Raw genomic sequence first — 16,369 nt, 5'->3', positions numbered from 1 at the left:
AAGTAATAAAGGATTAAAGATGAAAGTTTTAGTTGTAGGCTCAGGCGCACGAGAACACGCAATCGCAGTTGCATTTTTAGCAAGTAAAAGCGTTAGCGAAGTCACAGTTGCTCCTGGAAACCCAGGCATGATTAAAAGCGGAATCAAAACTGAAAACATTAGCGAATCGGATCACAACGCTTTAATCGAATTTGTTAAGAGCAACAACTACGACTTTGCTTTTATTGGCCCCGAAGTGCCTCTTATGAATGGCATTGTTGACGATTTTGAAGCTAATGGAATCCCAGCATTTGGCCCAAACAAAGCGGCTGCTCAAATTGAAGGATCTAAGGATTTTGCAAAGCAACTTATGCAAAGGCATAATATTCCAACAGCCGCCTACCAAACATTTAGCGAGCTAGAACCAGCGATTGAGTACGTTAAAAATCAAGGCGCTCCTATTGTTATTAAAGCAGACGGCTTGGCTGCTGGGAAAGGCGTAACAGTTGCCACTAGCGTTGATGAGGCGCTCGCAGCTTTAGACGATATTTTTGTAGACCATCGTTTTGGCAAAGCTGGAGCAAAAGTAGTTATAGAAGAGTTTTTAGAAGGCGAAGAATTCTCATTAATGAGTTTTGCTAACGGAACAGATTTTTGGGTTATGCCAATTTCTCAAGATCACAAGCGCGCTCATGATGGCGATACTGGCCCAAACACAGGCGGCATGGGAGCTTATAGCCCTGTTCCGCAAATCAGCGATGAAGTTGTAAAACAAGCGATTGATAAAATCGTACGCCCAACTTTGCAAGCTCTTGCAAGCGAAGGCATGCCTTTTACAGGAGTTTTGTACGCTGGATTGATTAACACAGAGCAAGGCGCAAAAGTCATAGAATTTAACGCTCGCTTTGGAGACCCAGAAACAGAGGTTGTTCTTCCAAGACTTACTAGCGACTTTGGCGAAGCTATTTTTAACATTTTGCATGGCAAAGAACCAACATTTACTTGGATTAAAAATGGCGTAACTCTTGGCGTTGTGTTAGCAAGCAAAGGATACCCAGGAAAGCTTGTTACAGGAACACCTCTGCCACAAATCACTCTTAATAGCGCAGATCAAAATGTTTACTATTCTGGTGTTAAATTAGACGAAAACAATAATCTTGTAACGTCTTCTGGAAGAGTGGCACTTTTGCAAGTAAATGGCAAAGATGTTAAAGATGCTCAATCAAAAGCCTATAGCATATTAGACAATCTTAATCTTTCTAACATGTTTTATAGGCACGACATTGCAACTAAAGCACTTAAAGCATTGAAAAATTAAAAACCAAGAAAGTTTGTGTTTTTAAGATAATGCTTTCCAGCCGTAATATCATATTGAATCAAACGGTAATCATGCAATAATTGTTTAGTTTCTTTGTTCATACTACTAGCAATCATTGGCTTTCCGCTTGGATTCAAGTAAATTGGCTGGCCTTGCGGAATTCTATCCCACCCCTGAATCTTATTTACTACAGGAGGCTCCATTGCACTAATCTTTTCGTGCAATTTTGTAAGGAATGCAAGATATGGCGAAACTTTAGAATTTGTGTGAGACGCCACTTGCGATATAAAGAAGTTTGGAGAAGAATAATAGTCACTAATTTTGTTTGGAGCTTTATTATTTTCTCTAGCTTTTTTATTTGACCAAATAAAGTAATCAGTTAGATGCAAATCAAGAGAATTATTCTCATCATCGCTGGCAGTACTATATATTCCAGGAAGATGATCTCCATAGAATACAACAGTCACTGGCTTATCTATAGAATCCAAGTCATTTAAGAACTCTTGAGTTGCTTTATCTGTGTAACTCACTCCCTTAGCGTATGTTTCAATCGAAGATATTTCCGAGCTTCCAAGCTTTGGCGAGCTAGGCTTTGAACTAGCCTTAAAATCATTGTTCTTATACCAATTCCTAAATGGCATATGATTTTGCATTGTGACTATTTGCACAAATTGATTATTTTTACTAGATGCGATTTTTTCAAACGCACTTTTATACGCAGACTCGTCGCAAACATAAGGCGATTTATCAAGCATATTTTTGTGAGCAATAACATTAGGAGATTCTAGCGAGTAGAACTTACTAAAACCAAACTTCTTATAGTTTGTTGAGCGCAAGTACATGCTAGGCTCATACGGGTGGAATGCTATGGAATTAGATTCACTCCCCCAATACCTATTAATCGTAGGAGTCCAAGAAGAATTTGGAACAAGCTGCTGATACGGGCTTGTAAGAGATGAGTTAAAGTTCACCATGCTCAATCCCGTAAGAGACATATATTCAAGATTTGCAGTTCCTCCGCCGTAGCCAGAAGAAAGCATTAAACCGCTATCTGTTTTCTCTTTCAAAGAGCTTATAAATGGCATTGGATTCTTATTTAGTTGCAATCCAGGAACTCTTATTGGATTAGAGAATGATTCCGAAAGCACATAAACAACAGTATTATCGGAGATTTTTGACTTTCTAGAAGCGTTTATTTTCTTTGCTTCATTATTGTATTTTTCTAGCAAAGCGCTCATAGTTCGCTCATTGTAATCCGCAGGCTTATCCATAACCTTTGGGTTTACTTGCCTTAAAAATGCCACTAATGCGCCGTTTCTTTGAGCGTCGTAAACGGAGTCCCACATTGATGGCGTATCTCCCATAAACTTAGCAAAATTGTTTGCGCTAGAATCAACAGTTCCAACTGTGCAAATATACCATCCAAAAGTCGCTAATAATGCTATTAAAGTTACAACACGAACCAAAATCGAAGTTCTTAAATTTGAAATAATAACAATTTTTCCATGATTAACATCTAAAACATGCAACAAAAGCGCAATAACCCAAGTTATTAGAACAGCAACAATAGAGCTAAAAATAACGGCATTTGCGTTGTCTGGAAGAAAAGATGCGATATTTCCAGTATTACTTTTTAAAAAGTTTAAGTCAGCTGGAAGAATCGTTTCGTATCGAACATTCACTTTCATATATTCAATAACAGAAACAATTATAGATGCGCTAATCAAAATAGCAGACGTAATCCAAAAACGGTTTATGATTATTAGCAAAATACCATAAATCAACGCAAGAATAAGAAGATTAAGCACAAAAACAAAATTAAGCTTAAGCCACATTTTTGAGATTATGTTCCAAGCGCTTGCAGAAAGTGATGAAGTCATTTCCACTCGACCAGAACGCTGTACAGAAAGCTGCACAATCATAACCATTATTGCGCAAAAAGCAACAAACAGAGCGCAATACGCCCAACGAGCAAACCTAATCTTAAAACGATCAAATTGCTTAAAAATTGTAAGAGAATTGCTTAATGGCAATTTTGCACCCTTCTGATTCATGCCCATGTTTAATGCCCAATATTTAATGCATATTACATTTATTACGTTCTTAACGCATATCGTGTACGTATTAGTCTACACATACATCTTAAGTATCACTATCGTCATACCAAACAACCGTATAAAACTATGCATATTCATACTTTTGACGTATTGTAAGGTGTTCTATAGCATTTATCATTATAATAGATGACAAAATATAGAAAATTTTAAGGATTATATACTATATTTGCAAAGGTTGTGTTTGTTATCTTCAATCTAGCGAGGTTTTAAGGAACAGTAAGAATGAAGCAATTTATTGCCACAATTAACTTAATGCACGGCACTCTACCTATAAGCATATTCGCAATATCTGCATTATGCTTAGCTGTTCTTTTAATTACAAAACCTAAAAAGTCAAAGTATTTTCCAAAACTATTAACTCAACTAGGCTCAGCATTTTTATTCGCCATTATTTTTGGATTCATAACTTGGCTAATATCCGACGTTTTTCTTGTGTTTGGCGTAAGTCTTGGCTGGCTCGTGATTTTTTCGATTGCAGGAGGATTTGCTGCCGTAGGCTTTGCTCTAAGCGCTGCAATAATTTCTAAGGGATACAGAAGAGCTCTAGCTATTTTTTCGATTATCTTATTTGTTTTAGCAACAATGATTCGCGTAAACATGATTTACGGAGAATACACGACTATTGGATCTGTTTTTGGATTAGGAAATTACCCAAAGCTAGAAGAGCATAATAAACACAATGCAGTTATGGAGATTAAAGATTGGAACTTACTAGCAGATCAGAAAAAAACTGCCTAAAATGCCGTCTAAAGGCATTAGCCGCTCTGTTAGAATTCCAGCAACGCAATCAAACTTCCGAGCTAGAATCGCAAACGTGTATCTTCCTCCAGCTGCGCTAACAAAATTTGCTCCAAAACTTCCTGTAATGGTTCTTCTTTCTGGACAGCCAGGAAGCCCTAATAGACTATTTGCTGCAAGCGAAATAGTGAATACTTTAGACGCTTACGCTAAAAAGCACAATGGTTTAGCTCCGATTGTTGTTTCCCCAGACCAGAATGGCACTTCAACGCACAATTCACTTTGTGCAAACACAAAAGTTTATGGAAATGCTCAAACGTACCTGACTAAAGATGTTGTTAGCTGGATTCGCAAAAATCTTCCTGCAAGCACAAATCCAGCACTTTGGCTTATGGGAGGATTTTCTCAAGGTGGAACTTGTGCAACTCAAATAGTTCCAGCGTACCCAAAGTTGTTTGGAAACATGTATTCTGCTGGCGGAGAATTAGAGCCAACTTACAAGAATAAAAACGAAACAATAAACCGCTATTTTAACGGAAATCGCAAGGAATACGAAAAACATATTCCAACAAACATAATGAGAAAAAACGCTCCATTAAATCAAAATTATTATTCAATAGCAGGAGCATGGGATCCAAAATCACAAATAAATCAATCCACTATTGCTATTGCAGCACATAAAGCTGGAATAAGCGTTATAACAATGATTTCTAAAGGCTCAGGACACGATTGGCATACGGTTCAAAGCGGATTAAAGGTTGCTATTGATCATCTTTGTAAAGACGCTGGAATAGCAAAGCATGATCCAGATTTAAGCTCTTATAGTAATATTCAAGTGGTTGTTAATCAGAAGGTGAGGCGATAAACATGCCAAACTTTTTATCAAAAAATCACAAGTCAACAGCAAAACATCATTTATCTATACTAAGTAATGATGTTAGAATCTGGCTGTCTCAACGAGTTCTTGCAGTAAAAATCACGCTTGTATTTTTGCTTATAAACCTTGTACATTGGATTTTCCGTACCGTAATGCACATTTACACTTACGGTACAAACGCTACTCTTGCACAGTTTTTCTCGTACCATAAGCCAAAAATTGGCTCCCCATTCCTTTTTGGCCATAGAAACGTTCCTCAACTTTTGCTTAAACTGTTCCACTCGCTTTTCTTTGTAAACAGTTTTCCGTCTTTAGCTGTTAACGCTATTCTTTCTTTGGTTTTAATCGGATTAGCAGAAACAAGAATTGGAAAAATGCGTTTGCTTTTTGTTTCTGTATCTAGCACGCTTATTGGAACTTTGCTAGGGCTAACACTAATTGGCAATCTTTCTGCGATTATTCGCAATATGCATTGGATTACTAGAATACCAATTAGGCTTTCGCCTTTTACTCTTTTTGTTGGCGCGTTTATGTCTGCAGCAACATGCGAATCAATCTTGTGGCGTAGACGAATGCTTGTTTTGGGCTATTCAATAACATCTGCAATGCTTCTTTATAGTGGAAATCCTGGGGATTATTGCACGATTTTTGCAGCGATTTGTGGCCATATTATTGGCAATGCAATGAACAAGAACAACAAAACTAATACTGCTAAAAGCGCAAGCTGGTGGCATGGAACAGACTACGAAATTAGGCGTCTTTTTTCAATAGCGCAACTTATTATGGCGTTAGGCCCTGTTCTTGCATTGTCTTCAAGATCTCACGCTGGAATACTAACAACTCTTGGCTTGTTTATGTCTCCACAAATGGGCACAAAACCTTGGCTTGCAAGATGCATATCGAATTATAGTTCTAGCAGCTGTTTGCTTCATTCTGGATTGCAACACGCAACAATTGGCGGTCTTTGGATTCGTATTCTTTTGCCTATTGTTACTTTAATGATTATATCTTGGGGACTTTTACGCGGAAGAAGACTTGCAGCTTATGCCGCTATAACAATTAATGGACTTACTGCAGTTTATGCAACTATGTATTTTGCGATTTTGCCATTAATAGCAGCTAAGCAAGCTATGATTTTCCACAAGAATAATGCAACTTCTATAGCGTTTATGCTCACTGCTCTGCCTCCACTATTAATCGCAATTCTATTGTTTATAAACATAAAGCATTTTCCAAATCATAGCGATAAGTTTGAACGCAGAATTGGCTTAGTTGCAATTGTTCTTGCACTATTTTCTACTGGAATAGGATATGTTTGCTTTGGATTAATTGCTCCAAATGAGTTTAAGCCTGCAGCAGACTTGCATCATTTACTCCGTGACCTTCCAGGACGTTGGATGCCTATGGGATTTGGAACAAGATCTAACGCAATGCTTATGCCATTAACTACACTTGCTTCTGCTATTACTCAATGCGTTGGAGTTCTTCTTTGGATTGTTCTTTTTGTTGTTTGCCTTATGTGGTTTAAGAACAAAGTTACTATTAACGAAGAAGATCGTAAAAAAGCAAGTCAATTAGTTCATTTTGGCGGAGACACAATGAGCTTTATGACTACTTGGCCAGACAATCACTATTGGTTCTCCAACACGGAACGCTCCGCAATAGCATATAGGCTTAAGTACGGAATTGCTTTAACATTAACAGGGCCTTTTGGAGATAAATCAGAATATAAGAATGATTTGAAAGCGTTTATTCAACTTTGCGAGCAAAACTCTTGGTCTCCAGCTTTCTATGCTGTGCATGAGGAAGACCGCAAAAACCTAGAATCTCTTGGTTTTATGTCTATTAAAGTTGGAAGCGATATGCTTGTTTACCCTAAAGAGTGGCAAACTCGTGGCAAAAAGTGGCAAGATATTCGTACCGCTATAAACAAAGCAAAACGCGATGGCATAACAGATGTTCTTAGCACATACAACGATGCTCCGTGGAAAATTCAACAACAGATTATTGAGATTTCGGAAGAGTGGGCAGAGCTTAAATCTCTTCCAGAGATGAAGTTTACTCTTGGCGGATTAGAAGAATTGCACGATCCTCGAGTAAAAATTTTGTATGCAATTGACAATAATGGCAAGGTTCTTGGCGTTACAAGCTGGATGCCTACTTATAGCAACAATCGCGTAATAGGGTGGACTCTTGATTTTATGAGGCACCGTACGGATAGTCCTAATGGAATTATGGAATTGCTTATTGCAAGAATGGCGGAACGCTTAAGAGATGAAGGACTTGAGAATCCAGAATCGGCTGTGGAATTTATGAGTCTTTCTGCTGCTCCTCTTGCTGGAATAACAGATATTTGCGACTCAAACGATTCTAGTACTTCGACTTCTTTGCAAAGTGAAGCGAACACTGTTAACAACAATGACGATATAGAAAATAATGATAATGATGGCGTAGAACATGCACAAAATGACGTAAATCACCATGAGTCCAACGAGATTATTGTTCATGCTCTAGAGATGATGTCCGACATTTTGGAACCAGCATACGGATTTAAGTCGTTGTACTTCTTTAAGAAAAAGTTCCAACCAACCAATAGTCCTGTGTACATATGCTATTTGGATTCTGCAAAGCTTGCGCAAATATCGCTAGCTGTTACAAGTTCATATTTGCCAGAAACAAATCCTAAGCAAATTTTAGAAATGCTAAAAACACTTAAGAAAGACGCAAATCAAAAAAATCTCCGTTAATTTGCGTGCTAAGCTTGCATATTAACGGAGATTAAGTTTATTAAGAGATTTTAATAGAAATCTTAATTGTGCAACTAAGACTCCGATTCGACTTTAGAAGCGGAATCAGATTCGGCTGATTTAGCTGACTCGGTTGATTCAGAAGAATCATTGGAATCAGTGGATTCTGCCGACTTAGAGTCGCTGCATGCGGAATCAAACTTCTTACCGCGGAAAATAAATTCTCCAAGCAACCCTTCGCCTTCGGCATCCACCTCAACGCATTCTCCGTCTGTTAAATCGCCAAGCAAAATCTTCTCGCTAATAGCGTCCTCAATGTCTCGCTGAATAACTCTACGCAATGGCCTTGCTCCAAGAAGTGGGTCAAAGCCCTTTTGCGCAAGAAGATTCTTAGCTTCATCTGTAAGCTCCAAAGCCATATGACGCTCAAACAAGCGGTCGTTCAAACGCTTAACATCTAAGTCAACAATTTGACGAACCTCTGGCTCAGTAAGCTGACGGAACACAATAGTATCGTCTAAGCGGTTAAGGAACTCTGGGCGGAATTGACGCTTAAGCTCGGAATTAACTTGATCCTTCATACGCTGATAAGACGCATCCGCGTTATTGCCAAGGCTAAACCCTGTGTTTGCTGCCTTAGCAATATCTCGAGTACCAAGATTCGTAGTCAATATAATAATAGTGTTCTTAAAATCAACTTTTCGGCCCTGACCATCTGTTAAGTGGCCATCATCCAAAACTTGCAACAATGTGTTGAAAATATCTGGATGCGCCTTCTCAATCTCGTCGAACAAAACCACGGAGAATGGCTTTCTACGAACCTTCTCCGTAAGCTCGCCACCTTCCTCGTAGCCAACATAGCCTGGAGGAGCACCAAAAAGACGCGAAGCTGCATACTTTTCTGCAAACTCCGACATATCTACGCGAATAAGCGCATCGTCATCGTCAAACAGGAACTGAGCCAAAGTCTTAGCAAGCTCCGTTTTACCAACACCAGTAGGTCCAGCAAAAATAAACGAGCCAGCAGGACGTTTTGGATCCTTCAAGCCCACTCGAGCACGACGAATCGAGCGAGAAAGCGCACAAACAGCCTCATCTTGACCAATAATGCGCTTATGAAGTTCTGCTTCCATGCCAAGCAGCTTTTTAGACTCTGCTTGCGTGAGCTTAACAACAGGAATACCAGTTGTATTAGAAACAACAGATGCAATCACATCTTCGTCTACAACCATATTCACATTGGATTCGCCTTCGCGCCAAGCTTGCTCTTTAGTCTTACGATCTTCTTCAAGCTTCTCTTGCTCATCTCGCAAGTCGGCAGCTTTTTCAAAATCTTGATTCTTAATAGCTTCGTCTTTTTTATCGGAAAGCTTAGAAATCTTAGAATCAAGTTCTTTAAGCTCTGAAGGCTCTGTTAAACGCTTAATTCGCAATCGAGCACCAGCTTCGTCAATCAAGTCAATTGCCTTATCTGGCAAATTGCGATCTTGAATGTATCGAGCAGACATTTCGGCTGCAGATTGCAAAGCACCATCCGTAATAGTTACATGATGATGATTCTCGTAGCGAGCACGCAAGCCCTTTAGAATTTCGATTGTTTCTGCAATAGAAGGCTCTTGAACCTGAATAGGCTGGAATCTGCGTTCCAAAGCCGCATCCTTTTCAATATACTTTCTATACTCATCTGTAGTTGTAGCACCAATCGTTTGCATCTCGCCGCGCGCAAGCATAGGCTTAAGCATATCGGAAGCACCCAAAGCACCGTCAGCAGCGCCAGCGCCAACAATAGTGTGAATCTCGTCAATAAACAGAACAATATCTCCGCGAGTCTTAATCTCTTTAAGCACCTTCTTTAAGCGCTCTTCAAAATCGCCGCGGTAACGAGAGCCTGCAACCATTGAGCCAAGATCGAGGGAATAAACTTGCTTACCCTTTAACGTTTCTGGAACGTCTCCAGCAACAATCTTTTGCGCAAGACCTTCTACAACAGCTGTTTTACCAACGCCTGGCTCACCAATAAGAACAGGATTATTCTTTGTTCTTCTAGAAAGCACAACCATAACGCGCTCGATTTCTTTAGAGCGTCCAATAACAGGATCAAGCTTGCCTTGTTGAGCTTCGTTAGTAAGATTTCTTCCAAACTGATCTAAAAGAGCAGAACCAGACTGATTACGTTTATCTTGAACTCCTCCAGCATTTGCAAGTTCTGCACCTTGACCGTCTGCTGGAATGCCAGAATTGCCACGAATCAAATCCATTGCCGTGCTACGAAGATCGCCTAAATCAACCTCCATTTTAATAAGCACTTGCGTTCCAACGCCTTCGCCTTCTCTAATAAGGCCTAAAAGAATATGCTCAGTACCAATATAACTATGACCAAGTTGCAAAGCTTCACGCAAACTAAGCTCAAGCACTTGCTTAGCATGCGGAGTAAAAGGTATGTGGCCATTAGGCGAAACAGTACCCGTTCCAATCATCTCTTTTACTTGTTTGCGAGTACCGTCTAAATCTACGCCTTTTGCACTCAAAGCTTTTGCTGCTATTCCTTCACCTTCTCTAATAAGGCCTAAAAGAATATGCTCAGTACCAATGTAGTTATGCTGAAGAGCGCGCGCTTCTTCTTGCGCTAGCACAATAACACGCCGAGCGCGGTCAGTGAACCGTTCAAACATAATTGCCTTCCGTTTTTATCCTTGTTCCATGGTAACGAGTTGCCATGACTCTAGAGCAATGCCTATATAGAATCCGTGAGACTAATCATTTGAGCGCGGATTATTATTTGAGTCAAGATTATCTTCATATTCTGTACTATCTACGATTTGCGCACTGACTTTGGATTCTTCACTATCTTCATATTGCAAACCACTATTATTGTTTGCAATATCTTCATCTTCATTGTGCAAACCATCGTCATCATGCTCTTCACTATCTTGATTATTTTCATCCAAAACGCGCTTACGCCTTGACTTGCGATTTTCTTTGCTATCTTCAATCGCTTCTTCTATAAGCTCAACATCTGCACGTTCTTCTCTAGGCGTTTGAGGAACAATCTCAATGTGATAGTCGTCGTAAGCAGGCTCTGATTGAACCCAAAGCTGCGATGGCTCAGGAGGCGCTATTTCGGAATGTTCTCCGCATCCATGATCAAGCGCAACTACTCGCCCATCGTCTGGGCTCCACATATTTGCGCAAACTCCAAACATGTTTCCAAGACTTCCTGCAAGAGGAATCATAAATCCACATGACGAGCAAGCTTTTCCATCTGCAATCTTAGTAGAAAGCGACTTTGGCCCATGTTGACCCGCATACCATCTTTTTGCAGTTTGAGCTATAGCCTGAGCAGTCATAACTCTTTTTCGAGTTAAGCGGAAAGTTTCAACAGCATCTTCAAAATCTTCTTTTGACTCCCCATTCTCAAGATTTTCATCATCTGCACTCGCGTTATCTGTATTATATGCGCTTTTGCTATCCGAACTATCTGAACTATCTGCGATATTTTCGCTATTCTCGCTATTCTCGCTATTTGCGTCGTTATTACTGTTTTCACTATCTTTAGCGCATTGCGAACCGTCTTCAGATGCATCATTTTCTTGAGCACTATCAAGCTTAACTCCATCTTCAAGCCTGGAGTCATCTTCTGCAGTGCCTATTGAATCCATAACCGAAAGATCCGTAGGCCTAAGTCTATCTTTCCAAGGAACCCAAGGAGGAGGAAGTAATGAATCTTCAGTTGGAGCAAGACTAGATTCATTAACAGTCCAACGACCAGCATCTTCATCATGATACAGCGTTACCGACCATTGCCAGCCTTCATAGCCAAGCATAGTGCAAGCAAAACGGAAATCAGTAACATTGCTACCAAGATCCATTTTGCCTACAAAATCGCCTACAGCGTTTTTGCGCTCCGAAGTTTCCACAGCAACTTCATAAGCAAGCTCCTGCGGATTTATTACTTCATCTTCCATAAAAAATCCTGTTAACTATTAATCTTGTACGTCAAAATTATCTGCTACAGCACGCAACAAGTGCGCGAGCTTTTTAGATTCTGCACTAGATGGATAATGGCGTCTACGCAAGCCGTTGCCAGCAGAGTCTAAAAGCTTAATAAGGTCTTCTACAATTGCAGCCATATCTTCTGCTTTTGGCCTTGTAGCTTTTACAAGCGAAGGAGCAGAAGCTACGAGTGTAAGTCCCATTGCTTGCGGGCCTTTGCGTCCTTCTACAACAGAAAATTCCACACGCGTACCTTTACGCAATTCTTTTATTGACGATGGCAATGCAGAAGAAGGCAAGAATACATCTTTGCCGTCTTCATCCACTATAAAGCCATATCCCTTTTGGGAATCATACCAACGAACGCGCCCGTTGGGCATAACACACCTCACTCAAATTCACTAAACTTTATGCGAATCATCAATTCTACTACATCCACATAACTCTACAGATTCACACTTTTCTAATTGTAGCGCATGAATCTAGAACAACCTAAATAATCTAAATAACCTACAACCTAAACAGTCTAACAGTCTAAACAGTCTTGTTATTTTCAACACCACTAATAGAGTCACTTGTAAGCATTTTATTTGATTTATCTACATTATTTTCTTTGTTTGCGCTATCGCTACTATCACTACTATCGCTACTATCGTCAATAATAACATTTGGCAATACAACTGTAAGAGTTAAACCGTGAGGCTTAGAATCCAAAGATTCATCTCCATTCAATGTTATATCTGCAGAAATATCTGTAGCAAAATTATCTTCACTAGTTCTATACGCACAAGACGTTGTTGCGCAAATCAAACCGCGATGAGCTTTAACAACAGATTGCGCAATAGACATGCCTAAGCCTGTACCGCCCTTTTCTCTAGCTCTAGAAGGATCAGCAATATAGAAACGCTCAAAAATATGAGGCAACGATTCTTCTGGAACTCCAGGACCGTGATCAACAACCCTTATAACAACGTAAGAGCTGCCAGCACCTGTTGATTGGCTAACTTCTGCAGCTTCCAAAAAATCCTTAAGAGACTTAGAAACAGAGCTCATTTTTTGCAAAGCTTCTGGAGTAATCGAAGCTTTAAAAATTCCCATTCCGATTTCTACAGGAGAATCACTTGGAGTATAACGATGAATGTTGCCAACAATATTAGTAAGAACTTGACGCAACCTTGCTCCATCGCCCTTTATAGTAACGTTAGGAAGCGAGCCTGGAGTAAAAATAAACTTTCTATCAAGATTGCAATTTGTAGGCTTAGAGCAATCCATTAACTTTAAGTCGTCTGCTAAATACAATGTTCCTTGCTGAACAACTCTAACTTGATCAAGCGCGCGCAAGTCATTAGCAGCATCCTTAAGAATAGGAGTCACGTTAACAGTTTGAGAAACATTTATTCCTCGCCCTTCGTCAAATCGCGCTAGCGAAAGCAAATCTTCAACAAGCTCTGTCATTCTTTCGCTAGAAGCCTTAATGTGAGCAATGGAATCATCTGCCTTATCTTGCTGACCAGCAACACCTCTCCACATGTAATACAATTCTGCATAACCGTGAATCGCAGCCAAAGGCGTTCTAAGCTCGTGACTTGCATCTGAAACAAAACGTTTCATTTTTTCTGTCATTGCTTCTTGATCGTTAAAGCCTTGCTCAATCCTAGAAAGCATTGAATTTAAGCTTGCTGCCAAAGACCCAACTTCCGTGTTTTCTGGAGCAGATGGAACTCGTCTGCTTAAATCTCCAGAAGCAATTTTAGAAGCTGTTTTTTCTATTCTTTTTAGCGGAACAAGAGTTGATTGAATAATCAAAGCAGACAAAACTGCACCAAGCAAAATAACAGTTATACTAACCATTAAGCAATAGCGCGTAAGAGTGTTTAGAGTATCCATTTGATCGCTTAGAGAAAGCGCTATATAGACGTAACCCCTAACGTGCATTTCGGAGTTGTAACCACTGCGATTACCCCACGTAAGAACTAACACGCGCCACGGCGACTGAGCAACCTTTGCAGTTGCTTCATCAACGCTTTTAAGGTCTCCATGAACTACAGCTGGAGATGTAAACGGCTTTCTTTTTATAACAACGCTGTTAATTTCGCCATCTTCTGGCAGCGTTGGCATAGAAACAACGTCTCCTTTAAGCGGAGGAACCAAAGGCGTTGTAATAATTTTGTTATTAGTATCTCGAATTTGCAAGAAGTAATCGTTTGGACCAACAGTTGGCTCTTTTGAATCCTTTTTTCTAAGCAAATCAATATTGTCGTAAATAAGCTGAGCCTGATCTGCCAACTGAGCATCGGTTTTATCTAGCAAATAGCTTCCAACCAGCTGCCTAATCGACAAAGATATGCAAAATGCTGCAATAGTTAAAACTACAAGAGTACATGCTACTAATCGAGTACTCAACGGTATTGCATCTAGATGTTTGCGTATCCATTTTGATGCTTTATGCTTTTTATTAGGATTATTGTTTTTGCTTTTATAATCCGCATTTGCATTAGCGACTTCTGGATTATAAATAGCGACTTCCGCAGACTTGCCACTATTCATAATCAGGCTTGACCTGCCTTTGGCACGCGAATCATGTAACCAATTCCGCGCTTAGTTTCAATAAGTGGAACAACTTTCTCTATAGAGCCGTCGTCATGCTTAATCTCAATACCGTCGATTTTCTTTCTAAGATAAGAAATATAGGATTCAACGATTGCTGCGTCTCCACCCCAATCGTATTGCCAAACGTGATTAAGAATCTGGCTTTTAGACAACACTCTGCCTTCGTTATCCATTAAGTAATGCAAAAGCTTGTATTCCGTAGGACTTAGCTCGATTGGAACTCCAGCTCTAGAAACATCGTGCGAGTCCTCATTAATCTCTAAATCTGCAACGCGCACAACAGGGGTGTCTTCTTCTGGCTCTTGAGTTCTGCGCAAAATCGCTCGTATTCTAGCAACTACTTCTTCTAGGCTAAAAGGCTTTGTAACGTAGTCGTCTCCGCCAACTGTTAAGCCCATAATCTTATCTTGAGTATCATCTCTAGCTGTAAGAAACAGAACTGGTACTACTACACCATTTTGGCGGATTCGCCTTGTAACGGTAAAACCGTCTATATCTGGCAACATAACGTCCATAACAATAAGATCTGGATGAACGCGCTCTATAACCTCGATTGCTTCCGATCCAGAAGCAGCGGTTTCTACGTCAAATCCAGCAAAATGCAACGATGCAACCAAAAGTTCACGAATTGAAGGTTCATCATCGACCACAACAATAGATGCTTCTACATTCTTACCCATACTGTTTAGCATCACTTATAAAGCTGAATGTTTCCTGAGTGTTTCCTGGAAAAAATAATTTTATTTATTAGATGCGTGCCTACGCTTAGCTTTTCTAAAGCCCAGTTTAACTTGCTTTAGCACATAATTTCTTCTATAAAGCACAATCGCAACAATTACAAACAATGCAGCAATCACAACAATCATAACAATAGTTGCAATAATACTTGTTGAAGGCGTAACCGACGTCTTTTTAGCTCTAGAAATCTGCTTCATAAGCAAAATCGCAGACTTAGCCCAGTCAGCACCTTGCGCGTTAACTAATGGCCTATAAGCTGCATCCGACAATAAGTCAACTGTTGTTTTTCTTTTAAGCCATTCGTCGGAATTAGGGGAAACTGCAACAACAAGCTTTCCATCATGAGTAGCAACTGCTAGAAGAACTGTGTTTGCAGGTGGATTCGTGCTTGTTAATAAATCGCTAGCCCACTTTGATGGGTCTTTACTACCACTAAAATTCGCTAAATAAAGAAGACGTACAGACACTCCAGTTTGCTTTTTTGTGCTAGCAATCATATCGGAAACTTTTGCAACGGAATCCCCTAGAAGATTTTCCGTATCTGTGATTGAATCAGTAGCAACAATGCCATAATTATTAGAACTTTTATTTGCTAAATCACCATTTTTTGATTCATCTTCAGCAAAAGCAGTGCTTGAAAATAGAACAATTTGGCTCAAAAACGCAAGCATTATAAGTGTGCATAAGCCTTTAACCACATTAGTAAAAAAATCTTTGTCATAATCGCTTAATGGCATATATTCATAATACCGTGTTTTTAGATTACAAGAAACAAGAGCAAAATTAAGTTTTAGACGCATCATTCTGTACAAGCACATTCTATACAAGCATTAGAGAACACGGAAATAAAAAAAAACATAGAAAAACACATACATTTACAAACATTAAGGAGTTAGAAATGGCACAATTTAGAGTAGACTCAGAGCAAATTCAGCAATCTGCTGCAGCAGTCGGATCTTCGATTAATGCGATTAGAGACGCAACAAATGGAATGTACGCAAATCTACAGCAATTACAAAGCGTGTGGACTGGCCCTGCTGCAACTCAGTTTGCAATAACCGCTGGGCAATGGCGTTCAGCACACCAACAAATGGAGCAATCTCTAGAGGCAATTCAATTAGCAATGCAAAATGTTTCTAACATTTACATGGATACAGAAACACAAGCAACTTCCTTGTTTGCAATGAACTAAACAAAAGTCACAAAAACAAATTACAAAAACATGAGCGGCAAAGCCAAAACTTTACCGCTC

Annotated in this window: 10 protein-coding genes and 1 pseudogene; 4 read left to right on the top strand and 7 right to left on the bottom strand. The window is 39.6% G+C overall.

Going from position 1 to position 16,369, the window contains the following annotated elements:
* The first annotated feature begins 19 nt into the window (after positions 1-19).
* Positions 20-1,297, top strand: a complete 1,278-nt coding sequence (gene purD / locus HXT23_RS02385) for a phosphoribosylamine--glycine ligase (RefSeq protein ID WP_016801453.1) — start codon at positions 20-22, stop codon at positions 1,295-1,297.
* Here purD and HXT23_RS02380 read toward each other — a convergent pair.
* A complete protein-coding gene (locus tag HXT23_RS02380) occupies positions 1,294-3,351 on the bottom strand; it encodes an LTA synthase family protein (RefSeq protein WP_421779225.1) in 2,058 nt (685 codons plus the stop codon). The two genes, purD and HXT23_RS02380, sit on opposite strands and share 4 nt — an antisense overlap.
* 285 nt (positions 3,352-3,636) lie before the next feature.
* Here HXT23_RS02380 and HXT23_RS02375 point away from each other — a divergent pair.
* Together HXT23_RS02375 and HXT23_RS02370 are read left to right on the top strand one after the other, a co-directional pair.
* Positions 3,637-5,017, top strand: a pseudogene (locus tag HXT23_RS02375) (alpha/beta hydrolase-fold protein).
* Positions 5,018-5,019: 2 nt separating this feature from the next.
* Positions 5,020-7,776, top strand: coding sequence for a bifunctional lysylphosphatidylglycerol flippase/synthetase MprF (locus HXT23_RS02370; RefSeq protein ID WP_422113035.1), 2,757 nt, complete (start codon positions 5,020-5,022; stop codon positions 7,774-7,776).
* Positions 7,777-7,850: 74 nt separating this feature from the next.
* Here the strand turns inward: HXT23_RS02370 and HXT23_RS02365 are convergent, their stop codons facing one another.
* The 6 genes from HXT23_RS02365 to HXT23_RS02340 form a co-directional block, all read right to left on the bottom strand.
* Positions 7,851-10,448, bottom strand: coding sequence for an ATP-dependent Clp protease ATP-binding subunit (locus HXT23_RS02365; protein ID WP_016840212.1), 2,598 nt, complete (start codon positions 10,446-10,448; stop codon positions 7,851-7,853).
* Between the two features lie 81 nt (positions 10,449-10,529).
* Positions 10,530-11,741: a DUF3027 domain-containing protein gene (locus HXT23_RS02360; protein ID WP_016840213.1), complete on the bottom strand. Its 1,212-nt coding sequence runs from the start codon at positions 11,739-11,741 to the stop codon at positions 10,530-10,532.
* 18 nt (positions 11,742-11,759) lie between these two features.
* A complete protein-coding gene (locus HXT23_RS02355; RefSeq protein WP_016635790.1) occupies positions 11,760-12,149 on the bottom strand; it encodes a cold-shock protein in 390 nt (129 codons plus the stop codon).
* A 154-nt stretch (positions 12,150-12,303) separates the two neighbouring features.
* Positions 12,304-14,316 (bottom strand): sensor histidine kinase, encoded by a 2,013-nt coding sequence (locus tag HXT23_RS02350; RefSeq protein WP_016635791.1) that lies wholly within the window; start codon positions 14,314-14,316, stop codon positions 12,304-12,306.
* A 2-nt stretch (positions 14,317-14,318) separates the two neighbouring features.
* Positions 14,319-15,059, bottom strand: a complete 741-nt coding sequence (locus HXT23_RS02345; RefSeq protein ID WP_032812835.1) for a response regulator transcription factor — start codon at positions 15,057-15,059, stop codon at positions 14,319-14,321.
* 60 nt (positions 15,060-15,119) lie between these two features.
* Positions 15,120-15,854 carry a TPM domain-containing protein gene (locus HXT23_RS02340; RefSeq protein ID WP_032815682.1) on the bottom strand — a complete coding sequence of 245 codons (735 nt, stop codon included), beginning with the start codon at positions 15,852-15,854 and terminating at the stop codon, positions 15,120-15,122.
* A gap of 161 nt (positions 15,855-16,015) precedes the next feature.
* Between HXT23_RS02340 and HXT23_RS02335 the strand changes: the two genes are divergently transcribed.
* Entirely contained in the window at positions 16,016-16,309 is a 294-nt protein-coding gene (locus tag HXT23_RS02335; protein ID WP_016635794.1) for a WXG100 family type VII secretion target, read from the top strand.
* The last annotated feature ends 60 nt before the right edge of the window (positions 16,310-16,369 follow it).

It is taken from the genome of Gardnerella sp. DNF00257 (assembly GCF_049262745.1).
In the GTDB taxonomy this organism is placed as follows: domain Bacteria; phylum Actinomycetota; class Actinomycetes; order Actinomycetales; family Bifidobacteriaceae; genus Bifidobacterium; species Bifidobacterium piotii.
This window is presented reverse-complemented; position numbering and strand designations above follow the sequence as displayed.